This window comes from Nocardioides sp. (assembly GCF_047606145.1).
Taxonomy (GTDB): Bacteria; Actinomycetota; Actinomycetes; order Propionibacteriales; family Nocardioidaceae; genus Nocardioides.
On record NZ_JASGET010000098.1, the window covers coordinates 1 to 24,360 of the forward strand.

General features: G+C 68.9%; 23 protein-coding genes. 5 read left to right on the forward strand and 18 right to left on the reverse strand.

Annotated features, from left to right (window positions below):
• From QM638_RS12135 to QM638_RS12170, 8 genes are all read right to left on the reverse strand, one after another.
• The coding region (locus tag QM638_RS12135) for a gamma-glutamyltransferase (protein ID WP_415142235.1) at positions 1–698 on the reverse strand (698 nt) is incomplete at its 3' end.
• Positions 695–1,609, reverse strand: a complete 915-nt coding sequence (locus tag QM638_RS12140; protein ID WP_415142236.1) for an SMP-30/gluconolactonase/LRE family protein — start codon at positions 1,607–1,609, stop codon at positions 695–697. The genes QM638_RS12135 and QM638_RS12140, both read right to left, overlap by 4 nt.
• Positions 1,606–3,030: an amidohydrolase family protein gene (locus tag QM638_RS12145; RefSeq protein ID WP_415142237.1), complete on the reverse strand. Its 1,425-nt coding sequence runs from the start codon at positions 3,028–3,030 to the stop codon at positions 1,606–1,608. The genes QM638_RS12140 and QM638_RS12145 overlap by 4 nt, the downstream gene beginning before the upstream one ends.
• Positions 3,027–3,854, reverse strand: coding sequence for an ABC transporter permease (locus QM638_RS12150; protein ID WP_415142238.1), 828 nt, complete (start codon positions 3,852–3,854; stop codon positions 3,027–3,029). Before QM638_RS12150 ends, QM638_RS12145 begins: the two co-directional genes overlap by 4 nt.
• Positions 3,851–4,612: an ABC transporter permease gene (locus QM638_RS12155; protein ID WP_415142239.1), complete on the reverse strand. Its 762-nt coding sequence runs from the start codon at positions 4,610–4,612 to the stop codon at positions 3,851–3,853. The genes QM638_RS12150 and QM638_RS12155 overlap by 4 nt, the downstream gene beginning before the upstream one ends.
• The gene (locus QM638_RS12160) at positions 4,609–5,415 is read right to left on the reverse strand and encodes an ABC transporter ATP-binding protein (protein WP_415142240.1); all 807 of its coding nucleotides are present in this window, start codon (positions 5,413–5,415) and stop codon (positions 4,609–4,611) included. The genes QM638_RS12155 and QM638_RS12160 overlap by 4 nt, the downstream gene beginning before the upstream one ends.
• Positions 5,412–6,149 (reverse strand): amidohydrolase family protein, encoded by a 738-nt coding sequence (locus tag QM638_RS12165; protein WP_415142241.1) that lies wholly within the window; start codon positions 6,147–6,149, stop codon positions 5,412–5,414. Before QM638_RS12165 ends, QM638_RS12160 begins: the two co-directional genes overlap by 4 nt.
• 126 nt (positions 6,150–6,275) lie before the next feature.
• Complete coding sequence (locus QM638_RS12170) at positions 6,276–7,328, reverse strand: ABC transporter substrate-binding protein (RefSeq protein WP_415142243.1); 1,053 nt, start codon at positions 7,326–7,328, stop codon at positions 6,276–6,278.
• A gap of 602 nt (positions 7,329–7,930) precedes the next feature.
• On the opposite strand from QM638_RS12170, the gene QM638_RS12175 reads away from it, so the two are divergent.
• Positions 7,931–8,776, forward strand: coding sequence for a class I SAM-dependent methyltransferase (locus QM638_RS12175; RefSeq protein ID WP_415142244.1), 846 nt, complete (start codon positions 7,931–7,933; stop codon positions 8,774–8,776).
• On the opposite strand, the gene QM638_RS12180 is transcribed toward QM638_RS12175, so the two are convergent.
• The 6 genes from QM638_RS12180 to QM638_RS12205 all read right to left on the reverse strand — a co-directional run bounded on the left by QM638_RS12180 (position 8,760) and on the right by QM638_RS12205 (position 13,931).
• Positions 8,760–9,548, reverse strand: a complete 789-nt coding sequence (locus QM638_RS12180; RefSeq protein WP_415142245.1) for a M56 family metallopeptidase — start codon at positions 9,546–9,548, stop codon at positions 8,760–8,762. The two genes, QM638_RS12175 and QM638_RS12180, sit on opposite strands and share 17 nt — an antisense overlap.
• Positions 9,545–9,994: a hypothetical protein gene (locus QM638_RS12185; protein WP_415142246.1), complete on the reverse strand. Its 450-nt coding sequence runs from the start codon at positions 9,992–9,994 to the stop codon at positions 9,545–9,547. The genes QM638_RS12180 and QM638_RS12185 overlap by 4 nt, the downstream gene beginning before the upstream one ends.
• The gene (locus QM638_RS12190; RefSeq protein ID WP_415142247.1) at positions 9,991–11,421 is read right to left on the reverse strand and encodes a Dyp-type peroxidase; all 1,431 of its coding nucleotides are present in this window, start codon (positions 11,419–11,421) and stop codon (positions 9,991–9,993) included. The genes QM638_RS12185 and QM638_RS12190 overlap by 4 nt, the downstream gene beginning before the upstream one ends.
• An 8-nt stretch (positions 11,422–11,429) precedes the next feature.
• Complete coding sequence (locus QM638_RS12195; RefSeq protein ID WP_415142248.1) at positions 11,430–12,131, reverse strand: copper chaperone PCu(A)C; 702 nt, start codon at positions 12,129–12,131, stop codon at positions 11,430–11,432.
• The gene (locus tag QM638_RS12200; protein ID WP_415142249.1) at positions 12,128–12,796 is read right to left on the reverse strand and encodes an SCO family protein; all 669 of its coding nucleotides are present in this window, start codon (positions 12,794–12,796) and stop codon (positions 12,128–12,130) included. Before QM638_RS12200 ends, QM638_RS12195 begins: the two co-directional genes overlap by 4 nt.
• A gap of 88 nt (positions 12,797–12,884) precedes the next feature.
• Entirely contained in the window at positions 12,885–13,931 is a 1,047-nt protein-coding gene (locus QM638_RS12205) for a CobW family GTP-binding protein (protein ID WP_415142250.1), read from the reverse strand.
• Positions 13,932–14,019: 88 nt separating this feature from the next.
• On the opposite strand from QM638_RS12205, the gene QM638_RS12210 reads away from it, so the two are divergent.
• The 4 genes from QM638_RS12210 (at position 14,020) to QM638_RS12225 (ending at position 20,004) form a co-directional block, all read left to right on the forward strand.
• Positions 14,020–14,877 (forward strand): aldo/keto reductase, encoded by an 858-nt coding sequence (locus QM638_RS12210; protein ID WP_415142251.1) that lies wholly within the window; start codon positions 14,020–14,022, stop codon positions 14,875–14,877.
• A 203-nt stretch (positions 14,878–15,080) separates the two neighbouring features.
• Positions 15,081–15,482, forward strand: coding sequence for a hypothetical protein (locus tag QM638_RS12215; protein WP_415142252.1), 402 nt, complete (start codon positions 15,081–15,083; stop codon positions 15,480–15,482).
• Positions 15,483–16,246: 764 nt separating this feature from the next.
• Positions 16,247–18,292, forward strand: coding sequence for a thioredoxin domain-containing protein (locus QM638_RS12220; protein ID WP_415142253.1), 2,046 nt, complete (start codon positions 16,247–16,249; stop codon positions 18,290–18,292).
• Between the two features lie 98 nt (positions 18,293–18,390).
• The gene (locus tag QM638_RS12225; RefSeq protein ID WP_415142254.1) at positions 18,391–20,004 is read left to right on the forward strand and encodes a DUF6119 family protein; all 1,614 of its coding nucleotides are present in this window, start codon (positions 18,391–18,393) and stop codon (positions 20,002–20,004) included.
• Positions 20,005–20,053: 49 nt separating this feature from the next.
• On the opposite strand, the gene QM638_RS12230 is transcribed toward QM638_RS12225, so the two are convergent.
• The 4 genes from QM638_RS12230 to QM638_RS12245 are packed head-to-tail and all read right to left on the reverse strand — an operon-like array spanning position 20,054 to position 23,969.
• Positions 20,054–20,950: a hypothetical protein gene (locus QM638_RS12230; RefSeq protein WP_415142255.1), complete on the reverse strand. Its 897-nt coding sequence runs from the start codon at positions 20,948–20,950 to the stop codon at positions 20,054–20,056.
• A 38-nt stretch (positions 20,951–20,988) separates the two neighbouring features.
• Positions 20,989–21,966 carry a hypothetical protein gene (locus QM638_RS12235; protein ID WP_415142256.1) on the reverse strand — a complete coding sequence of 326 codons (978 nt, stop codon included), beginning with the start codon at positions 21,964–21,966 and terminating at the stop codon, positions 20,989–20,991.
• Complete coding sequence (locus QM638_RS12240; protein WP_415142257.1) at positions 21,967–23,595, reverse strand: N-6 DNA methylase; 1,629 nt, start codon at positions 23,593–23,595, stop codon at positions 21,967–21,969.
• Between the two features lie 59 nt (positions 23,596–23,654).
• Positions 23,655–23,969 (reverse strand): hypothetical protein, encoded by a 315-nt coding sequence (locus QM638_RS12245; RefSeq protein ID WP_415142258.1) that lies wholly within the window; start codon positions 23,967–23,969, stop codon positions 23,655–23,657.
• Positions 23,970–24,360 lie beyond the last annotated feature (391 nt).

Below are 24,360 nucleotides of genomic sequence, written 5' to 3' on the forward strand. Positions count from 1 at the left end.
GCCTCCGCGAGCCGGCGCAGCGTGCGGGCGAGCGCGGGCTGGCGCAGGCGCTGTCCCGGCCGCGGCGCCCGGCCCCGGTGCAGGTAGACCTGGGCCGAGGACTCCCACCGGCGCAGCGAGTCGGACATCGTCTCGAAGTGGGACGCGGTCGCGGGATCGAGGAGGAAGCCGCGCTCGGCGTACTCGATCGCCGCGGTGAGGATCTCGGGGAGTCCCATCGTGCCGAAGTCGCGAAGCGCGGTGAGCCAGCCGGAGACCGCCCCGGGAACGATGCAGGGCACCCCGCCGAGGGGAAGCCGGCCGTCGTACCGGTCGCGGATCCGTGCCAGGTCTGCGGCCTCGCCCCACACGCCGACGCCGGCGATCGAGTGCACCTGGGCGGAGCCGGCGGCACGCACCAGGATCGGCGCGATCCCGCCGAGGTTGCACATGTCGACCTGGACGACGTTCGAGGCGAATCCGGCGGCGACACCGGCGTCGATCGCGTTCCCGCCACCGGCCAGCACCGTGGCTCCGACCTCGGTCACCAGCGGGTGGCCGGCCACAACAGCCCAGCGTTCGCCGTAGAGCGTCGGCCTCATCGCGCTCGCCTGGGCGAAGGCGCCGGCGACGATGCCGCCGCCCATGCCCGATCCCTGGGGTAGGGGCCGGCCCGAACGGGTCCGGAGCTGGGGCCCGGGATGCTGGTCGATGGTCATAGCAGCGGCTTTCCTTCCCAGGTCGGCCCGCCCGCGCAGCCACAGGAGGCAGCGAAGACGGAGCCGGCCAGAGGCTCGAGGGAGAGTTCGTCGACGGAGGCGTCGACGCGGGCGGTCGTGATGTGGAGGGTGGACCCGGCGAACGCGCAGCTGGTGACCCGGCGGGCGGGTACGGCGACGTGGTCGACCACCTCGCCGGCGCGGGCGCCGTCGGTCGGGATGCAGAGCACCTGTCCGCCGCCAAAGACCGCCACCCACAGCCGGTCGTACTCGTCGACGGCCAGCCCGTCGAGCTCCGCCGGGCCGGTGGGCAGACGGAACAGGAGCCGGGACTCGCCGAGCTCCCCGGTGGTCGGGTCGTGCGCGATCCGCTCGATCGTCCGGGCCACCGAGTCGACGTGGAACAGCCAGCTGCCGTCGGCGCTGAAGCCGACGCCGTTGGCGAATCCCACCCCGTCCCGAGCCGTGTGGACGCCGTCCGGCCCGATGCGCAGCAGGCCGCCGAGGGCGCCGGCGGTCTGATCCGGGTCGGGCACCGTGCCGAGCCACAGGTGCCCGCTCGGGCCGGCGGTGCCGTCGGAGAACCGCAGCCCGGGGGCGAGCCGCGGGTCGAGCGTGGTCAGCACGTCCCCGCGCCGGTCGGCGATGGCGAGCCGGCGCCGCAGCGCCACCGCGAGGGTGCCGTCGCCGAGTGGGATCAGCGCGCTGACGGTCTCGCCCGGATAGCTGGCCACGACGGCACTGTCACCGGCATGGCCGCGGGTGTGGACGGTCCCGGAGAGCAGATCGACCCAATGCAGCGCCGCCGACTGGTGCGACCCCGGCGGCTCGAGCGACCCGGCGGCCGGGAGCAGCCGGGGGCCCTCGCCGAGCCGGGCGAGACCCTCGGACCACAGCTGTGCGGTGATCATCGCGGACCTCCGGCCGGGAGAGAGGCGATCGCCTGCAACGCCGGCGCCAGGGCGCGCTGCCGGGCGGTACGGTCGGCCTCGTCCGCGTCGACGGCCCTCAGCAGGCGCGCGCGGACGGCGGCGGTGTCGGCCGCCGCGCGCCCGTCCCGGACCACTCGCCGGCCGGCGACCCAGACCGAGGAGACCCGCGCCCGCGACGCCTGCTCCACCAGGAGGTCGACCGTCCCCTCGCCCGCACCCGGAGGGAGCGAGCCCAGGTCGAGCGAGGTCAGGTCGGCCGGGGCCCCGGGGCGCAGCACGCCGCCGGCGACGCCCATCGCCCGTGCCGCCCCGCTGGTCGCCATCGCGAACACCTGCGGCCCGGTCAGCGGATCGCCGAGCGCCTCGGCCGCGCTCCACGCGGAGCGCATGGCGACGAACGGGTCGTCGCCGTGGCTGTCCAGGCCGAGCGCGGGCCGGATCCCGCCACGCAGCCACTGGGCGACCCGGGCGGTGCCGACGCGAAGCGCGTGGTTGGAGACCGGACAGTGGACCAGCCCGACACCGGCGGCGGCGAGTCGGTCGATCTCCGCATCGGTGAGGTCGACGGCGTGCGCGGCGGAGAGTCGCTCGGTGAGCAGACCATGGGCATCGAGCCGGTCCAGAGCGGTGTCCTCGCCACCGATCCAGTGCCGCTGCGCGCGGCTCTCGTGGAGGTGGAGGTGGACCCGGCGCGAGTCGGCCGCCCGGGCGATCGCGGCGAGTGCCGCCTCGCTGGCCCACTGCGGTGCCACCGGGCCGACACCCCACTCGACGAGTCCGTCGACGGGTCCGTCCGGGGTGTTCGAGCCGAGTCCGCCGGCGAGAGCGCGGTAGCCGTCGGGATCGAGTCGGTGCTCGGCGGCGGGGGCGAGCCTCCAGGCTCCACCGGTCGGCTCGGGCGCGTACTCGGCACGGTCGGTGTAGCCGAGTGTCAGCAGGGCGCGGATGCCGGCTCGCCGTACGCTGTCCTCGACCGCGGCCGCGACGGCACCGAGCTCGCTCGCGTCGCCGGCGGCGTGCACCATCGCCTGGACCCCGGTGACCCCGCCCAGCAGCAGGTCGGTGGCGCCGAGGAAGGCCTCGTCGCCCGGATCGAGCGCGGTGCAGGTGGTCAGCGAGCAGAGCCACTGCTCGAGCGGCGCCGAGGCGATGCCCTGGGCCGAGAGCGGCAGGCCGCGCAGATGGGAGTGCGCGTCGACCAGCCCGGGGATGAGCACCTCCCCGGCGTCGGTCACGGTGGCGGATTCGGTGCGCAGGTCGGCGTACCGCCCGAGCGCCAGGATGCGACCTTCGCCGACCAGGACCGCACCGTCGACGAGTGCGGGCTGCTCGGCCCCGGGCAGGACCACCGCCGCTCGCAGCAGCCTCCGGCTCTCGCTCGTGGTCTCGCCCCGGCTCACGTCCGCACCGCCCAGGTCAGCAGGGTGCGCTCGGCGAGGCCGATCGCGGAGAAGAGCAGCCAGGCGACCAGGGCGGAGACGATCACCCCGCCCCACATGGTGGGCACCTCGAGGCCGAGCCAGGACTGGACGACGAGCCGGCCCAGGCCGTTGCCGCCGAGCACCCACTCGGCGGTCATCACCCCGAGCACCGCGTTGGGGGCGGAGATCTTCAACGCGCTGACGAAGGCGGGCAGCGCGAACGGGATCCGGATCCGGGTGTACTCGAAGACCGTCGAGGCGTTGATCACCGCCGTCAGCTCGTGCACCTCCGCCGGCACCGAGCGCAGGCCGAGGACGACGTTGACCAGGGTCGGGAAGAAGACGATGAGGGCGGCGACGGCGGTCGCCGCCGACGAGCCGCGGCCGAAGACCAGGATGATGAACGGCGCCAGCGCCACCACCGGGACCGATCGGATCACCACCGCGAGCGGATAGACGATGTCCGAGATCGCCCTGGAGGCGGTGATGACGATGGCCAGGGCGAGCCCGACCAGGTTGCCGATGACGAAGCCCAGCACGGTGGCCAGCAACGTGTGCGCCGCCGCGCTGGCGATCGCCGACCAGTCGGCCTGACCGAGGATCTGGGTCGGGCTGGGCAGGACCGTGACCGACGTGCCGGTGACGGTGGTCGCCAGCTGCCAGCCGATCAGGACGACGAGCACCACGACGAGGGCGACGACGTTGCGCAGGGTCGCCCCCGGCACGCCGGCGGGCACGCCACGACGGGCCGCGGACGGTGGGTCTTGCGGGGTCGCGGACCGGACCGCGCGGGTCAGGCTCATCGGGCGCTCCTTCCGGAGGCATGCCACGGGACACAGAGCCGGGCGAGGAGCTGGAAGCCGACGACGATGAGGCCGTTGAGCAGCGTGGTGACCAGCAGCACGGTCCACAGCAGCGGGACGTTGAAGTTGAACATCGCCTGCAACAGCAGCACCCCGAGCCCGATCTCGGCGCCCATCCATTCGGCGATGATCGCGCCGAGGAACGCCGCTGGCCCGGCGATGGTGAACGAGGAGAGCAGTGCGGGCAGGGCGGCCGGCGCGCGCAGTGACCACAGCCGACGCCAGTAGCCCAGCGCCAGCACTCGACCGAGCTCGTCGATGCGGGGATCCTGGGTGCGCAGCGCGCCGGTGAGGTTGACCAGGACGGGGAAGTACGACGCCAGCGCGGCAACCGCGATCTTGCTGGCGCTGCCCAGGCCCAGCCAGGCCGCCAGTGGCGCGGCCACGGCGATCACCGGGACGGCGTACAGCATCAGCGCGAGGCGATAGACGCCCTCACCGACGAGGCGGAACCGGTCGATCACGACCGCCAGCAGCAGGGCGGCGGCGACGCCGATCAGGAACCCGAGACCGGCCTCCACCAGGGTGGTCCGGGTGACCAGGAGCAACGCGTCCCGACGCTCGCGGATGGTGTCCAGGATGACCGATGGCGGGATCAGCACCGAGCCGGGGTCGTCGGACCTGCCGGCGAGCTGCCAGACCGCGACCAGCGCGACGTAGAAGACCGCCGGCACGCTCCATCGGGTGAGGGTCCTCATTCCTGGTCCTCGGAGCCGTACGCCGTGCTCAGCAGCTCGGTGAGCTCGCGCTGGTGGGCGACGAACTCGGGATCGAGCATCCGCTCCATCGTGCGGGGTCGGGGCAGGTCGATCGGCCGGGTCGCGATGATCCGGCCGGGATTGCGGCCCATCACGAAGACGACGTCGGAGAGGAAGACCGCCTCCGAGACATCATGGGTGACCAGGATCGCGGTGGTGCCGGTGGCCTGCCAGATGCGCTGTAGCTCGGCGTTGAGCTGACGGCGGCGGAACTCGTCCAGGCCGTTGAACGGCTCGTCGAGGAAGAGCACGCGAGGCTGGCCGACCAGCGCGCGGGCGATCGCCACCCGTCGGGCCATCCCACCGGAGAGCTTCGCCGGCTGGTGGTGCTCGAAGCCGTCCAGACCGACCAGCGCGAGCATGTCCATCGCGCGCTCCTGGCGCTCCTTCTTGGCGATGCCGTGGGCCTGCAGCGCCAGCTCGACGTTCGTCCGGGCCGAGCGCCAGGGCAGCAGCACCGGGTCCTGGAAGACGAACCCGAACTCGCCGTTGCCACGGGCCTGGTGTGCGGTCCGGCCGAAGAGGTCGACCTCGCCCCCGCTGGCCGGGAGGACGTCGGCGACGATCCGAAGGAGCGTCGACTTCCCGCATCCGGACGGGCCGAGGACCGTCGCGAAGCCGCCCTCCGGGATGGTCAGGTCGATGTCGGCCAGGACCTGGTGCGGGCCGCGCTTGGTGGCGAACGTCTTGGTGATGCCGCGCAGGCTCAGGGTGGCGGGTGCGTCGACCGAGGCGGCACTCATGACGCCGCCAGCCGCAGGATGCGAGCCAGGTTGTCGCCCTCGACCAGGGCGCGGTCGGCGTCGTTCGGGATCGCGCGGGCGATCTTCGCCCGCTCGAGCACGAAGTGGCTGCCGGGCCAGTCGGTCCCCATCACGATCTTCTCCGGGCCCACGCGTCGGTAGGCCATCTGCACCTCCAGCAGCTGGGTGCTGGAGGTCTCCAGGTAGATGTGGTCATGACGCTCGGCCACGATGAGCGCCTCGGTGACGTTCCAGACGGTGCCCATGTGCGCGATCAGCACCGGCGTCTGCGGGAATCCCCGGGAGATCTCCTCGATCGCGAGCGGGGCGCACCAGGGATCGTCGAGGGCGTTGACCAGGATCACCAGTCCCTCCTCGCCCGCCGCGGCGAAGATCGGGTCGAGCATGCCGTGGTCGGCGAAGTGGTAGCCGTGCAGCGTGGGATGGAGCTTGATCCCCTTCAGCCCGAGCCGGGCACAGGCACGCAGCTCCTCGACCGCTCCGGGTTGGCGCGGGTTGACCTGCCCGAAACCGATGATCCGATCGGGGTAGGTCTCGACCACGGAGGCGATGTAGGGATTGTCGATGCTCTGACCGAGCGAGCAGCCGACCGCGATGTCGACGCCCGCCTCGTCCAGGTGCGCGATCATGCGGTCCGGGGTGAAGGACTCTGCGGTGAGGTAGTCGGAGTTGCCGGAGGCTTCCCAGATGTTGTTGTAGGCGTCGATGATCATGGAGAACCCGTTCTGTGGTCCGAAGGGGGAGTGGCAGCGGAGGGTGGCGGGTGGACCGCCTGCACGCGGGCGGGGGAGCGCCGCATCGCGCGCAGGCGGGGCGGGTCCAGCTGCGATGGCGATCTCCTACTTGCTCAGCAGCGAGGTCTTCTTGCCGTACACGTCGTCGAGCACCGAGGTGTCGACGAGGTCGGCGGCGCTCAGCTTCTTGCTGAGCGTCCCGGAGGCGACCAGCGAGTTGATCACCTTCTGCATCTTGGCCACGGTGATCCGCAGTACGCCGGTGGGGGACTCGATCAGGTCGGCCTGGATCTTGGCGGTCTCGGTCTCGGTCTTGAGGTCGAGGCCACCGGTGGGGTTGACGTCGTCGACCACCAGCTTGGCGGCGTCGGCGGGATGGGCGTTCATCCACTCGTAGCCCTCGACGGTGGCCTTCATGAACCGCTCGATCTCGTCGCGGTGCTGGTCGAGGTTCTCCCGGGTCGTCATGATGACGTTGCCGTAGCTCGGCACCCCGATGTCGTCGAGGTAGAGGTAGTCCACGTCGACGCCCTGCAGGGCGAGCGAGGCGCCTTGTGAGGTCGAGTAGCCGCCGTAGCCGTCGACCTGCTTGGTGACCAGCTGGGTCGGGTCCGTCCCGGCCGGCACGAAGTCGATCGTGGAGACGTCGACGCCGTCGGCCTTGAGTGCGGACTTGAGCTGGTCGACGCCGTTGTCCGGGTAGGCGATCGTCTTGCCCTCGAGGTCGTCCACCGAGGTGATCGGGTCGTCGGCCCGGCTGATGATCGCCATCGGGGACTTCTGGAAGACCGCGCCGATGGCCACCAGGTCCTCGCCCTTGGCGATGGCCTGCAGCAGGAGGGTGTTGTCCTCGTCGCCGAGCAGGGCCTTGCCGCCGGTGACCTGCTGCCAGGCCAGGATGTTCGACCCGCCGGCGGTGAAGGTGGGCGTGATGCCCTCGTCGCCGTAGAAGCCCTCCTTGTCGCCGGCGAAGAAGCCGCCGAACTGGGTGATCTTGAGCCAGCTGAGCTGGTAGTTCACCTGGGTGGTCGCCCCGCTGTCGGAGGCGTCCGAGCTGGAGCCGCTCGAGCAGGCACCGAGGGCGAGTGAGACGGCCGCCGCGGCGGCGAGGAGGACGAGGCGGGAGGAACGACGTCGAGTGGGGCGATGGCGGGTCATGCGGGTCTCCTGAGGGTGAGCGGGTGGCTCCCGTGACGTGGGGGTGAGCACCTGTTCCCGAATCGGCGCCTGAGGTCATCGTGCTTTTCGCCGGGGACCGCCACAATCGACAGACTGGCTCCTTTCGCCGGACGGTGGTTGACAACCTGTTAGGTGCCAGCTCGGTACGACGCGACCAGAACGCCGTGCTGAGCGTGGATCTCGCGCTCGGTAGTGCCCTTCGGGCTTCGCCATGTCAACGACACCGGTCGGAAACGTCTGCGACACATTGCTCGGCAGGCGGGGCTGCGTGGGGGTCGGGACCGTGCTTCGCCGCGCCGGGCCAGACGCTCTCGCGGAGCAGCCGGAGGCCGTTGAGGCCGACGATGACGCTGGAGCCCCGTGGTCGCACCTGCGCCTCGGAGACGCCGGACGGCGCGGTCGGTCTCGACCGCACCACACCCCTGAGTCTCGTCGGCAGCGACGCGCTCTCTTCGGCAGCGGCGTGGCCGAGGCGGGCTGACGTCGCGTCGTTGACGTGGGTGGACGCCAACCGTTCCACCCACGTCGACGCCGCGGCACTAGGGTGAACCTCGGCAGAGCCTTGCGGTGGGGTGGGTGAGATGACGGACGAACAATCCAGATGGGTGACCGGTGCCGGCGGCTGGGTCGAGCACGAGGCGGTCTTCGACGCCGTCTTCACCCCGGTGACCGAGGCGTTGCTCGCCACCGCCAGGATCGGCGCCGGGGAACGAGTGCTCGACGTGGGCTGTGGTACCGGCACCCTGCTGGCCGCCGCCGTCGAGGCCGGTGCGACGCCCGTCGGCCTGGACATCTCGCCGGTGATGGCCGAGGCCGCCCGGCGCCGGGTGGGCTCGGCGCGGGTGGTGGTGGCCGACGCCCAGACCGCCGACGTGACCGGACTGGGCGGTCCGTTCGACGCGATCGTCTCCCGGTTCGGGGTGATGTTCTTCGACGACCCCGTCGCTGCCTTCGGGAACATCCGCCGCGCCGCGGCTCCGGGTGGGCGTCTGGCCTTCGCCTGCTGGCGCACGCGCGCCGAGAACCCGATGTTCAGCCTCGGCAGCGACATCCTGATCGGCCGGGTCGACCCGCCGCTCGCGGTGCCCGACCCCGAGGGGCCGGGGCCGACCGCCTTCGGCCGCATCGAACGACTGCGCGAGGTGTTGGACGGCGCCGGCTGGGCCGAGGTCGAGGTCCGGCGGTTGGACTTCGTGTGCGACTACGGCCGGGACGGCACCGACGGGGTCGAGAACCGGCTCGCGACGCTGCTCTCCATCACCTCCGGACAGGACGCCCGCCGGATCCTCGAGCCGCAGCTCGGCGCGACCGGATGGAGCGACCTGTTGGACGAGATCCGCGAGGAGCTGCGCGGCCATCTGGTCGACGGCGTGCTCCGCTTCCCGGGCGCGGTGTGGATCCTCACCGCGGTCAACCCCGCGGGCTGAGCCGACGTTCCAGTCGCTCGGCACGCAGCGTCATCGCCGGGTCGTCGTTGGTCCGGGCGAGGGTGCGCAGCGCGGTGGCGACGGTGCCGGGGCCGCAGCGCTGGGCGGCGTGATCGTCGGCGGCCAGCTCGATGAGCAACGGCACCGACCGCTCCAGCGCGCGGGCGCACGGCAGCCCCGGCAGGCAGTGGTACTGCAGATCCGCGATCTGTCGGATCAGGTGATGATGCTGTCGCAGGTGGCCGCGCTCGTGCTCGACCACCGCCTCGAGCTCGTCGGGACTGAGCTCGTGCTGGAGACGTGCGGAGACCAGGATGACCGGCCGGCGGCCGGGGAGGCTGACCGCGCCGGCCTGCGGGCTGTCGACCAGCACCGGCGTCGTACGGCGGCCGACGGGGACCAGAGCCGTCCGCAGCCGGTGTCGCAGCGTCATGCCGACCACGCCGCGGTAGAGCACCGCGCAGCCGGCGGCCCCGGCGATCGAGGTCAGCACGAAGGCGGCCAGGGTGACGCCGACACCGCTCAGGGCATGGTCGAGCGTGAGCGCCCGATAGCGCGGGGCGGAGAGCGCCGAGACCGCGGCGATCGCGCAGCCCAGGCCGACCAGGATGGCCAGCGCGCCGCTGAGCAGCGCGATCAGCCAGGCGGTCAGTGCGATCCGCGGGAAGCGCGCCGTCCAGTGCCGACGCAGCAGCAGCGAGGGAGCCCCGACCATCAGCGCCATCGCGACCAGAAGCGCCGTCAGGCCGATCGTGATCGGCGGGCCGGTCACGAGCTGCCGCCGGTGTCCTCGGATGGACCACCGCGGCCGGCGCCGTCCCGGTACACCAGATGGCGCAGCACCGCGCGATCCTCGGCGTTGAGGTTGCCGGCGAAGCTGAGCAGGGCTCCGGTCCGGTCACCGCTGCGCAGCAGCGCCGCCAGCATGTCGTGGGCGACCGCGTCCGGAGGCTGCGGTGCGATCTCGAAGACGAGCTCGCCGGTCTCCGCGCGCGCCTTGGTCACCTCGCCGGCGCGGTGCAGGCGGTCGAGCACCGTCAGGACGGTGGTCAACGCCGGCCCGGGACCGCTAGGACCGCCGGGACTGCCCGGACCACCGGGACCCGCGAGTGCATCGGTGAGACGGCGGGCGGTCAGCGGCTCATCGGCATGGAGCAGGATGCCGAGCACCTCGTCGCGCAGCGCGCCGTGCCGCCGCCGCGGCTGCGCGTCGGTCACGACCCCTCCAGCAGCCGCTGGCCGACGTAGGAGTCCGCACCGCGTGCCGGTACGGCGAACACCGCACTGCCGACGTGGGTGGTGAACCGGTTCAGCGCATCGCCGTGGCGTGCGAGTGCCCGCTGGATCGGCAGGAAGCCCAGCCGGATGTCGGACTGCCAGGCCAGGAACATCAGGCCGGCATGGCGCTCGCCGTCCCGGTAGCCGTCGTCGAAGTTCCAGCTGCGGCGGTAGATCCGCGCACCACCGGTGTTCTGGGCGCTGGCCAGTCGGATGTGCGCATCCGCCGGGATCACCAGCGACCCGTCGGAGGACCGTGCGGAGAGGTCCACCTCCTGGTGCTCGCGGCGTCGGCCGAGCGGTGCGCCGGTGAGGGTGTCGCGTCCGATGACTCGGTCGCGGGCCTGTTCGGAGTGGTCGAACCAGCCATCGAGCTCGATCAGGATCTGTCGTGCGACCAGGTAGCTGCCGCCGTTCATCCAGTGTGGCGCACGGGCCTGCACGGTGGCCTGCCACAGCGGGCTGCCGAGCTCGGGGTTGTTGGTCCCGTCGCGATGGCCCATCAGGTTGCGGGTGGTGGTCGCCGGATCGGTGGAGGCGACGGCGGTGTTCCGGAAGCCGGGTCGTGACCACCTCAGCTCGACCGCGTCGGCGAGGTCGCTGCGTACGGAGGAGAGCACCGCCTGGACCGCCCCCGACATCTTGAGCGGGTCCTCCGCGCCGACCTGGACGAGCAGGTCGCCGCCGCACAGGCGGTCCACCAATCGGTCGGTGGCGAACTCGGGGAGGTCGACGAACGCGGCCGGACGGCGGTGCGCGAGGTCGCAGGCGGTGAGCAGCGAGGCCCCGACGCCGGGGGTGATCTGCAGGCTGGCCGGTCGCAGGTCGAGCGCGGCGGCAGCCGTCGTTCGCGGGTCGACTCGCTCCTCGGCGTCGTCGCCGGCCGGGAACGAGGAGGCGGTGTCGGCCCGGTCGGCGATCTCGGCGAGCCGGGTGAGGAATGCGATGGCGCTCGCCCGGGCCTTCGCCGGATGGCGGCGTACGGCGGCCGTCAGGTCGAAGGCGAGCACCGTCCCGAACGCCGGGATCCGCATCCCCAGCCCGGCCGGCAGATCGCTGGGGACCCGGTAGGTGTCGGCCGGCGCGATCCGCCGACGCACGGTGCCCGACGCGGACGCCGAACCGCCACCGTCCTCGGCGGTCTCGTCGTTCGCGCGGCCCAGCAGGAATCCGCCCGCCGCCCCGGCGGCCAGGCCGGCGACCCCGGCCGAGCCCGACCAGCCCAGCACGGCACGACGTCCGATCTGCCGTCCACCCGGCGCCGCGCCGGTCGGGCGCTCCGCGGGCTCGCCGGGTTGATCGGGCTCGCCGGGCTGATCGGGCTGCTCGGGGTGCGGGCGCTCCGGTTCGTCGGCGGGGTCGGTCATGGTCGTCGCTATTCGGCCTCGGTGGGGCGGTCGACGACGTCGATCACCGGGAATGACGTGGTCACCTGGGCACCGCTGCGGAACCGCCAGGTCATCGCGATCGTGGAACCGACCGAGAGGTCCTGCTTCAGGCCCATCAGCATGACGTGGTAGCCGCCCGGCTGCAGGGTCACGGCACCCCCGGCCGGGACCGGGATGCTGTGGACCGAGACCATCGTCCCGGAGGATCCCTTGGTCACGTTGTTGTGCAGGGTGGCGCTGGTCGCGGCCGGCGTGGAGACGCCGATGATCGCGTCCGCCGTACTGCCGGTGTTGGTGAGGGTGGCGTAGGCGGCGCTCTCGCCGGCGACGGTCGCGCTGCCGGTGCTCATGTCCATCTCGCCCATGTCACCCGTGTCGCTCATACCGCTCATGTCCATGCTCGGCATGTCGGTGGGCTGACCGGTGGACGTGCCGGCGTCGACCGCGGCCACCCAGCCATCGGTGAGGCTGATCTGGCCCGCCTGAGCCGTGGCGTACGACGACCCGGATGATGACCCGGACGACGCCGAGTCGGTCGGCCGGGTGGAGTCGGTCGGGTCGGCGGAGCCGGCCGAGCCGCCGCAGCCGGCCAGCATCGTGCCGAGGGCGAGCGCCGCCCCGAGGAGGGCGAGCGACGTGCGTCGGGCCTCGGACCGGACCTCGCACTGGGAACGGACCCGGAGTCTCATGCGTAGTCCTTGATCAGGGTCGGGATCGCGGCGGTGTAGGTCTTCAGCGACGCCAGCTCCTTGAAGTAGCCGACCATCCGGCCCTGCTGGTCGAGGACCACCAGTTCGGCACCGTGGGTGACCTGGTAGTCGCCCCGGGTGACCTTCGGCCTGGCGATGCCGATGCCGTAGCTGCGCGCCGCCTTGATGACCGTCCCGATCGGCGCGCGCCCGGCGTGGAAGGTCGGGGAGTAGTGATGGATCCACTGCGTGAGCCGAGCGGCGGTGTCCCGGTGCGGATCGGTACTGACGAACTGGACCCACACCTGGTCGGCCTGATCCGAGGGCAGGCTGCGCAGTGCGGAGGCGAGGTCCGCCATCGTGGTGGGGCACACGTCGGGGCAGCTGGTGTAGCCGAAGTAGAGCAAGGTCAGCTTGCCCCCGGTAGGGGCGGAGAAGGACCAGGTGCCGGACTCTGTCGCCTGGGAGATCTGCTCCGTCGCCGGTCCCAGCGGCTGGCTGCCCATGTCCTGGTACTGCGTGATCGACGCCAACGAGCTCGCCGCGCTGGTCTCGTCGCCCGAGGAGCCACAGCCGGAGACGAGGGTGGCGAGCACCGCCACGACACCGGCCGCCGCGAGACGGCGGGCGGTGCGGCGGCGCGAAGATGCGGTCCGGCGGGTCACTACACGAATTGTAGAGAGCCTCCGGTGAGCTCGGATCGGCGGTAGGGGTGCGAGACGGCCCGGTGCGGGGAGAGGTGAACGTGCGCCGTCACCGGCTCAGGCGCACCCAGTGCTGCAGCCGACGCAATCCGTCGGCGCTGGGACGGGCCGTGGGCTGCAGTGCGCGACGCAGTCGCTCGCCCACCGCCACGGTGTCCAGGTCGAGGCCGATGGCCACCAGCTCGCTCGTCGGCTCCGCGGTCGGCCGCGAGATCCGGGCGATGTGGGCCGCACGGCCGACGATGTTGACGACATAGGCGTGCGTGCCGCCGTCGGTCGCGATCCTCACCACGCCCTTGATCCGGTACGCCGTGGCCGGCGGGTCCTCGAACAGCGTGACCAGGTCGGCGGGCTCGATCGGGCCATCGGCCGACACCGTGACCGAGGCGGCGTGTCGATGGTCGTGGTGGGGGCCATCGCCGGCGCGATGCTCGCGCAGCAGGGCACCGATCGGCAGCTGGTCGGGCGGGTCCTCGATGGACGCGGCGTCGTAGATGAGCGTTGGGTCGATCCGGGCGCCGACGGCGTGCACCAGGTGGACGGAGGGGTTGCGTTCACGGACCCGCTGCTCCAGCCGGGCCAGGCCCGGGGCGCGCCGCGACGCCGGCAGTCGGTCGACCTTGTTGATCACCACCAGCGTGGCCGCGTCGAACCGCACCGGTGGTTGGCCCGACCCGTCGTCGAGGGTGTGGAAGTACTCCGCCGCGTCGACCACGTCGACGACCCCGCCGAGCCGCACTCGCCGTACGTCGCTGAGCCGCACCAGCGAGGCGAGTGTCCCCGGCTCGGCCAGGCCGCTGGCCTCCACCACGATGACGTCGAGCCGGAGCCGCGGACGGCTCAGCCGCGCCAGCGCGTCGTCGAGCCCGCTGGTGTCCTCGATGCAGCACAGGCAGCCGCCGGTGATCGAGGCCGGATCGCCGACCTGCCCGCTCACCAGGCCGGCATCGACGTTGACGTCACCGAAGTCGTTGATCACCACCCCGACCCGCGCTCCGGGCTGGCGCAGGAGATGGTTGAGCAGCGTGGTCTTCCCGGCTCCGAGATAGCCGGTGAGGACGACCACCGGTACCTGCGTGGCGGCTCCCGATTCCATCGCCGCGACACTAGCAACGCGATCGGCGGCGGTCCGTGGAGCATCGGCCACGCCGGAATGTCCGGACGGCCGGCCCGGTTGACCTCACATGACTCAGAGCCCTGCTGCCCTCAGCGGTACGTTCACGATCGGCGACCTGACCATCAACCGGCTCGGCTTCGGCTCCATGCAGCTGCCCGGGCCGGGTGTGTGGGGCGATCCCGAGGATCCCGACGAGGCGGTGCGGGTGCTGCGGCGCGCGGTCGAGCTCGGTGTGAACTTCATCGACACCGCCGACTCCTACGGTCCGGTCGTGGCCGAGCAGCTCATCAAGGAGGCACTCCACCCGTATGCCGACGACCTGGTGATCGCGACGAAGGCCGGCCTGACGCGGCAGGGTCCCGGCGTGTGGACCCCGGTCGGCCGGCCGGCGTACCTGCGCCAGCAGGCCGAGCTGAGCCTGCGCAACCTCGGGGTGGGACAGATCGGGCTCTTCCAGTTGCACCGCATCGACCCCGAGGTCGCGTTGGAGGACCAGGTGGGTGAGCTGAAGAAGCTCCAGGACGAGGGCAAGATCCGCCACATCGGCCTCTCGGAGGTCAGCGTCGACGAGGTCGAGGCCGCCTCCGAGGTCGCCACCATCGCGACGGTGCAGAACCTGTACAACCTCGCCAATCGCTCCGCGGAGGACCTGCTGAGCTGGTCGGAGGAGCACGGCGTGGGCTTCATCCCGTGGTTCCCGCTGGCCACCGGCGCCCTCGCCAGTCCGGACGGCCCGCTGACCGCCATCGCTCAGGCGAAGGGAGCGGCGCCGTCCCAGCTGGCGCTGGCCTGGCTGCTCAAGCGCTCGCCGGTGATGCTGCCGATCCCGGGGACGTCGAGCGTGGCGCATCTCGAGGACAACCTCGCCGCTGCCGCCATCGAGCTCACCGACGAGGAGTACGCCGCGCTCGAGGCGGCCGTCTGACCGCTCTCGTCACGTCGTGGGCCGGGTCGGCGGTGGCGAAGGTGAACGGCCGGCATCACCGAGGGGCGGTCGCGGAGTCCCCAGATGTAGGGCGGAGGAGACTCGGCGATCGCCTGCTGGAGGTCTGTCCGGCGCTTCATCTTCCGTACTTGTTGCCGGACGAACCAACCGGAGACTCCCGTGGCAACGGCTACCGCTGCCCGATGCTGACTCCCCTCTGTGTCAAGGTTCGTCCGACGGTGACTTTCTACGGAATGCTGGTTGTCGTGATCGAGCGGAACGACTTCGTTGGTGAACTCCGCGCTGCGGTCCCGGAGGCTCGCGGCTCAGTGACCGAACACTTCGCCGACAACGAAGATGAACTGCTGCTGCATCCACTCATGAGCGACCTGCTCCGGCTGACGATTGTCACCTTTGCCGACGGTCGACTGGACACGACCGATCAGCTGCTGGCCTTCGTCGACCGCTGCCTTCGCGAGGGCGACGAAGACGTGGTCAACGCAGTCGCCGTCTCTTTCGTCGAGGACTTTGGTGCCTACGCCGGTGAATCAGACGAGTTGCTCGACCGCTGGCCGCCTCGACTTCGGGCTGAGCTGGGCCGGTAGCGCCGCCGTAGGCTTCGTTGTGGCGGGTCCGGGAAGTGGCTTGTCCGAAGAGTTGGTGTGGGGCTGTGAGCCGGCCGCGCTGGAGTCAGAGTCGTTGCCCTGTTGCCCTCCCGGGCTCGTCCTCACCGCGGTGCGCACAGCATCGTTGAGCATCTGTCGGTAGACGATGTCGGACAGTCGGCGCTTGACGCAGCGCATGGCTTCCATGGGTGCTTTGCCGTCGGCTCGTTTGCGCTCGTAGTAAGCCCGGCCCTCGGTGGGGTTGCGGAGCTGGACGCGGGCCATGGTGTGCAGGACCCGGTTGATCTGTCGGTTCCCCGATGCTCGAACCAGTGCTGGTTGTCGAGCCGGGAGGGCAACGCTGCTTCGAGCTGGGCAAACCCCTCTTGAGCCTCTCCTGGCCCTGGCGACGCCCGGGTCACGCAGGCCAAATGAGAGCCACACGACCAGCGTGGGCAGCCGAAATGAGAGCGACGACCCGAGCGCCTGGACCGAGTCTGGCCAGACACCGGCCCTGCAGGAATCGTCTAGTAGCCGCGATTGACGCGCGGCGACTCCGGCGAAGGTCACGTGCGCCAACGACCGTGCCGTGTCACTGTCTGTCAGTGGTAGGGCACGCTCACGGTGATGCAAAGTCGCCGAGTTTGATGCGAACATCACTGGTGGTCAGTGGCAGGTCTGAGTTTGCATCACGATCGGGCGCGAGTTTGCATCACATGGCCGCTCGAAGAGCCGCTCACACCGCCTGAGACATGATGGATCGCGTGAACCGTCTCGCCGCCGCAACGAGCCCGTACCTGCTCCAGCACGCTCAGAATCCGGTGGATTGGTGGGAGTGGGGCTCCGATGCTTTCGAGGAGGCCAAGCGGCGTGATGTGCCGATCCTCCTGAGCGTGGGCTACGCCGCCTGCCACTGGTGCCACGTGATGGCACACGAGTCCTTCGAGGACCCCGCCACGGCGGCGTACCTCAACGAGCATTTCGTGAGCATCAAGGTCGACCGGGAGGAGCGGCCTGACGTCGACGCCGTCTACATGGCCGCCACCACCGCCATGACCGGGCAGGGCGGCTGGCCGATGACGGTGGTGCTCGACCACGACGGCAACCCGTTCTTCGCCGGCACCTACTTCCCGGACCGGCCGCGCCACGGTCAGCCGGCCTTCACCCAGGTGCTGCAGGCGATCGCCGAGGCCTGGCGGGACCGGCCCGAGGAGATCCGCGGCGTCGCGGAGAACGTACGGCGGCACCTGCAGACGGCCACCGCGGCGCCGGCGGCGGCGCCGCTCGACGTACCGGCGGTAGTGGAGAGGCTCGCCGCCGAGTTCGATCCGATGGCCGGCGGCTTCGGGGGAGCGCCGAAGTTCCCGCCCACGATGGTGCTGGAGTTCCTACGCCGGCTCGCTGCCGCAACGACCGACTCGATGGTTCCCACGACTGACTCGACGGTTCTAACGACCGACTCGGCGGTTCCGGCGACCGACTCGCGGGTGCGGCACATGCTCGACCGCACGGTGGCGGCGATGGCGCGTGGCGGGCTCTACGACCAGATCGGCGGCGGGTTCGCCCGCTACAGCGTCGACCGCGGCTGGGCGGTGCCGCACTTCGAGAAGATGCTTTCGGACCAATGTCTCCTTTCCCGCGTCTACTCACGGTTGGGCGTCCACAACGAGTCTCACTCTCCTACCGCTCGGGAGACCTTGGACTTCATGCTGCGTGAGTTGAGGACGCCTCAGGGCGGCTTTGCTGCGTCGCTCGATGCCGACACCGAGGGTGTTGAGGGCCGGTTCTACGTCTGGACGCCGGAGCAGTTGGTCGAGGCGCTGGGTGTTGAACGTGGCAAGTGGGCGGCTGAACTGTTCGCTGTCACGCCCGAGGGCACCTTTGAGCGCGGAGCGTCCACTTTGCAGTTGCGTCACGGCATCCCCAAGGGCGAGGAGCGCCGCTTCGAGGAGGTGCGGGCCCGCTTGTTTGAGGCTCGGGCGCTGCGTACGCCTCCGGCGCGCGACGACAAGGTCGTCGCGGCCTGGAACGGGTTGGCCATCAGTGCCTTGGTCGACGGCTGGTTCGCGCTGGGGAACGAGAAGTACTTGAGCGCCGCCATAGAGAACGCCGAGCTCCTGCGGTCCCTTCACACCGTTGAGCCGGGACGTCTGCGGCGGGTCTCGCGTGAAGGCCGTGTCTCACCGATCGAAGGCGTTCTTGAGGACTACGCGTGTGTTGCCGCGGGCTACCTTGACCTTCTATGCGCAACCGCTGATCCTCAGTGGCTTGCCGCTGCTCGCGATCTGCTCGACGCCGCACTCGATCGCTTCCGAGCCGACGACGGCGGCTTCTACGACACCGCTGACGACGCAGAACTATTGGTGGCTCGGCCGAGAGAGTTCACCGACAATGCGACCCCAAGCGGCCAGTCTGCGATGGTGAACGCGCTCCTGACGTTCGCTGCGATCACGGGGGAGGGGCGCTATCGCACTGCAGCCGAGGAAGCCCTTGCCGTGTTGTCCGCGGTTGCTGGTCAAGCTCCTCGATTCGCTGGTTGGGCACTTGTCGCCGCGCAGCGGATGCAGGACGAGTGCGAGGTCGCAGTCGTCGGGTCGCCGTCACCAGAACGGGACGCGCTCGTCGCAACCGCGCGAGCACTGCCGGGGTCAACTGTCGTGGTCAGTGACAGCCCGACCGACGAGATCCCGCTGTTGAGCCAGCGCGGCCCCGTCGAAGATCGACCTGCCGCGTATCTCTGTCGCGGCATGGTGTGCGAGCTGCCAGTAACGACGCCCGACGCTTTGAGAGCACATGGGCGTCGCACCTGAACCAGTGATCGAACGGTCCCAGGTCCCGATTCTTTGCAATCGGTTTCGCTGGGGGCACCGCCCCGGCTAGCGTCCTTCTACCGGGCCAAGGAGGGCACATGGCGATCCAGCGACTCACGATCTTCCTGCTGCGCGACGTCGGCGACTTCGATGATGCGCTCGCTGAAGATGTCGTCAAGGAGCTGGAGGTTAGGGAGCTGAAGAAGGCGTCCGGCCTGACTGGTCGCTTCTACTCCAAGAAGTCATTCCCGAGGACCCCCAGCTGGGCGAAGTACGTAGAGCCAGTTGTTGACGGCGGAGTCCAGGACGTGCAGTCGGCATCGTCGTCAGGACTGCTATTCCTCAAGGTCGACGGCAACACGTTCGCGTTGACTTTCGGGTACGGCCGCACCTTCCTCGACCAAGCCAAGATCGAGCGCCGGTTCGGCCTCAAGGTGGCTCTCAACCTGATCGACGAGCGCCAGATCCGCAGTCTTGACACCAAGAAGTTTGACGAGATGGTGGTGTCCACCAACACGCAGACGAGCCGAACGACCGAGCTCCCGACTTTCGGTGTAGACATCATCCGAGACATCCTGCGAGCGGTCACGGGTATCGCCCCAACGGCCAGCGGTTACAAGTCGCTTAGCGGGGCCGACGCCCTCGTCCTCGGCGTCGACAAGCCTGTAGATGACCTCCCACGGGTTCTGCGAGACCTATACGGACACTTCCAAGCAACCAAGTATCAGGCGACGTTCGGCTGGGTGGACCACCTCGCGGAGGTGAAGGACCCGTCGTTGGTCTCGAAGCTCGACAGCCAGCTTGTCGATCAACTGCGGCTGAGCGACACCAGCACCACCCACATGGCGATGCCCGAGAACCTGGACTGGGAGGACATCGAGAGCTTCGTCATCGTGCCGACCAAGAGACAGCGGACTTTCGACGAGCTTGACCTGGACGAGTACCTCGCAGAGAAGGCGTGCGACGCAGCGAACCTCACTATCGAGCTCCTGAAGAGTCGTAAGGTCTCCGTCAAGTTCCTCAGCAGTGCAGACCCCGTTGCTCGTTGGAGCGTCTATCACTGCCTTGTCTCCGAGCAGCGCATGGAAGGCAAGCTCTTCGCGCTTGTTGAGGGCCGATGGTTCGAGATCGCAGACACCCTCGTCAAGCAGGTCGACACGATCGTTCAGGCCATTCCTGCAGCAACTGTGCTCCTGCCGCCAGGGCGGCCCGGGGAGACCGAGGGCGCGTACAACAAGCGCGCCGTTGCCGCATGTGCGGACCTTGCCCTCCTCGACGCGAAGCTCGTGACGGCCGACGGCGCCAACACGAAGATCGAGTTCTGCGATCTCCTAAGCAGGGACGGGTCGTTGGTGCATGTGAAGAGGAAGTCGCGTTCGTCCACGTTGAGCCACCTCTTCGCTCAGGGGCACGTGTCGGCAGAGGCACTGGTCGACGGCGTTCTCCGCGATCAGGTGCGGGCAGCTATCACCAAGGCGGTGGGCGAGGGCAAGGAGGCTGCTTGGTTCGACATCGTTCCGCCAAGCACCGAAGAAGTCGATCGCGACAAACTCAACGTGACATATGCAGTGATCGCGAACTCGAAGGCGACCGGAGTCGAATGGCTTCCGTTCTTCAGTCGACTGACCCTGATGCAGACCGCTCGGGATATGAATCGGTTGGGCTTCGCCAAGGTCGCCCTAGTAAGGGTCCCGGTGGAAGCGGTGCCGTGACGTTTGCTGCCGAACTCGACGGACCAGTCGGCCGCAGAGTTCCTCCGTCTCAGATGTAGATAGCCAGTGGGAGGAGCTGTAGTGCTGGCCCGGACACAAGTGCGTCGGCGATGTCGAGGCTCACGCCGTCTAGCTCACGCGCTGCCTCAACCATTCCGCTGGAGACGTCAGGGTTCGCGAGTCCGAGCACAGTGCGTCGAGCCAAGTTGATGGAACCGTCCGGCCCTAGAACCCTGGTCACCTTGCCGATCACGCGGAACGTACCTTCGCGCAGGTACTCGACCGTTGCCGGGCCGTAGAACTCCGTCGCGGCGGTTACGACGATTGGAACGCCGCCCGGGGTCCGGAACAATAGGTCGCGGACGGGGCTGGCGGCGATGTCGCTCGCCATGAGATGGAACATCCGAATGACGTCCTGGCCGAGTGCCGCACCGCCCACCGCCTTCTCGGCAGCAGCTCGTTGGGCGGGGTTCCCCGACTTCGGGTTGGGCTTCTCAGCCTCAACGTAGGGCAATAGCATCGCGAAGAACGCGATGATGTCCTCGAGTGGATTTCCTCGGAACGTTCCCTCGAACTCAACGATCGCGCCGCCTGCAAGGCTGTTCAGGTCGTCTTCGTCCCCTACCTTGCGGAGTTGGCCGTCCTCTCGCAGCGTTGCGATGAGCGCGTTGAACAGGCTCTCAGCAGTGTGCTGTCTCTGAACCTGGGATGTGGATCCTGTGGTCTCGGTGCTCTCCAAACTGCCGTCCGCCTTTAGATCCGTTGACGCGACAGTAAACAGCCTCGCCCGAAGTCCCGCGGTCGCCGCTGCTCGTCGAGCTGAGGTCTCGCTCGACGTCTCGGTCGTGTCGTGTACGACGGCAACGCCACCCTCAAGCGCTGCCAGGAAGCTCAGCATCATCGGTACGTCTAGGTAGACGGGATGCGACAGTTCGTAATCGGCCATGCGGTCAACCTCTTCGCGTTGGGTGCTTCGCACTCCGGCTAGGTGAATGCGGGGTCTTGGGGCGACCGCAGATGTCGGGCCTGCTTGTGTTGGCTGATGGGGCTTCGGTCGAGCACTCCGTCAACCATGACCTTGAAGAAGCGCGAGGCGGACAGCTCCTCGGGCACAAGTTCGTGTCGCAGGGTGACGGTCGGCATGGAGGCGATGACCGCCTCGATGTCCTCGACGGGCTCCTCGGCTTCGACGTCTTCGACCTCGTCCGTGCTCTCGTCCTCGGTATCAGAACCATCGTCAGCCGGGGCCGCTCCGGCCCATTGGGGCATGACGAGGCAGCAGGCGTCGTAGGCATCTTCTTCGCGGCCCAGCTTGGTGAGCATGTCGACCAGCCAGAGGTACTGAGTCTTCGCCTCGTCGTATGCCGTGGACCGAAGCGCGTAGAAGAAGCCGATCGAGGAGAGCGGATGCCGCAGGCTCAGGTTCTTGGCGTCGCCGTAGGACTCTTCGACACGGTTCTGCATGTTCTTCCCGAACGAGGAGTCCATGCGCTTGGTCGAGATCATCAGTTCGGGGCCGGTCTTCCACGACGTCATCACCACGTCGACCTGCTTGAAGTAGTTCTTGCCGAGCATGTTCGCGTTGGCACCGGCTACACCACCCACGCCGGTGCCCTTCTTCAACTTGTCGAGGATCTGCTTGCTGAGCGCCTGAGGCTTGAGTGCGCGCACCATCCGGAGGATCTCGGTGTCGATCACGCGGGGTGCTTCTTCTCGCGGCCACACCGCGTCCGGGTCCAGTCCTGCTCGTCGAAGCTCGTAGGCGACCCAGACGTCGAGGGCCAGCGCTGGTACGCGGGACTGAGTGTTCGCTCCCAGATGCAACGGAACCGCCAGAAGCAGGCACAGCGTGTCGAAGTCGGGACGATAGGTGCCTTCGTCCCACGGGTTCAACGCACGTTGAGGAGCGCTCTTCACGATCTCGTCGAAGAGCGGCCAGGCGCGGGTCTGCATGCTGACCATCTACTCGCCCTTCCCGCGCGCCACCCGGCGCGCCGTGAGGTCGGCGTGGTCCGATCGGATCGCTTTGATGGACTTGGCGCTCATCCTCAGCCCTCGGGTCAGCACAATCTCGTCAACGAGTGCGACTGCGTCCAGCAGACGCCCCGAGCGCAGAGCAGCGGAGACCTTCGGTCGGATGCTTCGGAGTGCGTCAGCGTGCTTCTCCACCAATGCAGCGGAGGGGACCGGCAACTGGTCTGCCTCGCGCGGCTCGATCTTCAACATGCCGCCGCCATAGGCACGACCGACGGTCTCGGCACCGAGCAGCGTCACGGAGTTGAGCGACGCGAGCGGAAGCAGATCCATGCCTACCTTGCGTGTGCGCTCATGGAGATAGACGCCATGCACGGAGTTGAGGTGGTGGGCGCCAGCTCTGTTGGTGGTGAGGCGCGGGGTGTCAGCGTTCATGTACGTCAGTAGCAGGTCTGCCGGCCGGAGATAGGGGACCTGCCACCAAGTGCTCCGGACCCGGCACTTGTATGCCTCGTGAACATCGAGGTTCTCGCCGGACTGGATGTACCGCAATGCAGCCGCTGAGGGCTTTCTTGATGGGCGAAACAGGAACGTCGCTTGGCCCTCAGCCCCGAGTTGGTTCAAGCGCTCCTGCGAGAGCGAAAGACCGCGGAGATGGCGCGATCCCGGAGGTGACAACTTGATCACGTCAGAGGGCCGGAGTCGTAGCTCGGCAACCTTCGCTGGGGACAGGCTGAAGAACTTGTTGTTACCGGTCACCATGCCGAGCGTGGTGTCGCCCCACTGCTCCAGGTGTGTGAAGCCCTTGTGGGAGGTCGCCGCGCTATATGCGGCTAGGCCATCGCGGCTCAGCATCCCCGCGGACCACTTTGCGCCCTTGCTGGGAGGCCGCCAATGACGAGGCACCTGGAGGTTGTCGAGGTCCGAAGCGTCTCGCAGTTGATGGACGGCCATGTGGTCGCTGCCCTTGACTCCGGCACTGTCGTAACCATCTGCGAGAAGGAGGACTGCTTCGACCTCGACTCCCGGAAAGACGCGCTGTTCGAAGAGGACCAGCGTGACCGAGGAGAAGTGGTCGAGCAGGAAGCGGCGCACGGGGGCGGCGTAGTTGACGGTGAGCAGTTCGGCCGGGAGGACAAGCCCGATACGGCCGCCGTCCTTAAGGTGTAGCGCAGAGTGCACAGTGAAGGCGGCCCATGACGACGCCAGGTTGGTGAGATTCACACCTGCACGCAGTGCGGCTGCGCGGGAGTAGGTTCGGGCCTCTCCGGTCCATCCCTGGTAGCGGACGTACGGAGGATTGCCTACGGCTGCGTCGTAGCTGCCGAACTCCTCCATGAGGAAGAAGTCGAGGTTCTTGACCACGGCGCCGATGCCGGCTTGGTTCAGTGTTCGTTCGGCTTCGGAGGATGAGGCTGGATGGATCTCGACCCCGACGACCCTGCCGCTGTGACCTTGTTCGAGCTGATGCAGGAAAACGGCTTCGCCGCAGGACGGCTCGATGACGGCGTCGGCACTGTCTCTGACAGCCCATCGAGTGATGAACTTGGCGATGGGCTCAGGGGTGAAGAAGGCTCCGCGGGCCTTGCGCAGATCAGCGTTGTCCCCGGGCAGCATGGAGCAATCTTGTCGTACGGCGGCGACAGTTTCGGTGACGGCGCTCCGGTCAGTCGCTGCTAGGCAGAACCACGCCCAGTCTCCACGATGCGCACGATGGTCGCGGAGACGTCGGTGGATGTCCCGTCGACGTGGATCATGCGCACACCGCCATTGGGCAGCCGCTCGAAGCTCTCGACGGGCACGAACGCTGGGCCGAGGTGTGAGTTGTCTGTGCGGCTGGATTTCTTAGGTGTCCTTGGAGCCCCCGGCGGTTCAACGCTGGGCGCGGCGCCACGCAGAACTCGCTTCGGAACGTCAATGAACGTGCCGTCCGTGCGGAACATCCGCATGCTCCCGTCCGGAAGCCATTCCATGCGCTCGATCTCGTCCAATGCTGTTCTCCGTCAGTGCGGACCGAGTGGCCGCAGGGCACGTTGGCGGCATGACGGTGCCGGGTGAGTCAGGGGCGTGCAATCGGAGGTGTCAAGGGTTGATACCAGCGTCGAGAGCGATCGAGTCGACGGTCCGGATCAGACGCGCTGGCGCGTCGACCGTGGTTGGTGGTGCTGTCTCGGTGACGTACGCAAGATGCTTTCGGACCAATGTCTCCTCTCTCGTGTCTACTCACGGTTGGGCGTCCACAACGAGTCTCACTCAGTGACGTCCGGCAGAGTGGTGTACGGATCCCGGTGAGCGTGTCGCTGCCGAAGTAGGCGACGGCCACCGGGTGATCCTTCGAGTGAACTCTCACATCCGACTCGAAGAAGGACACCAACGATGACC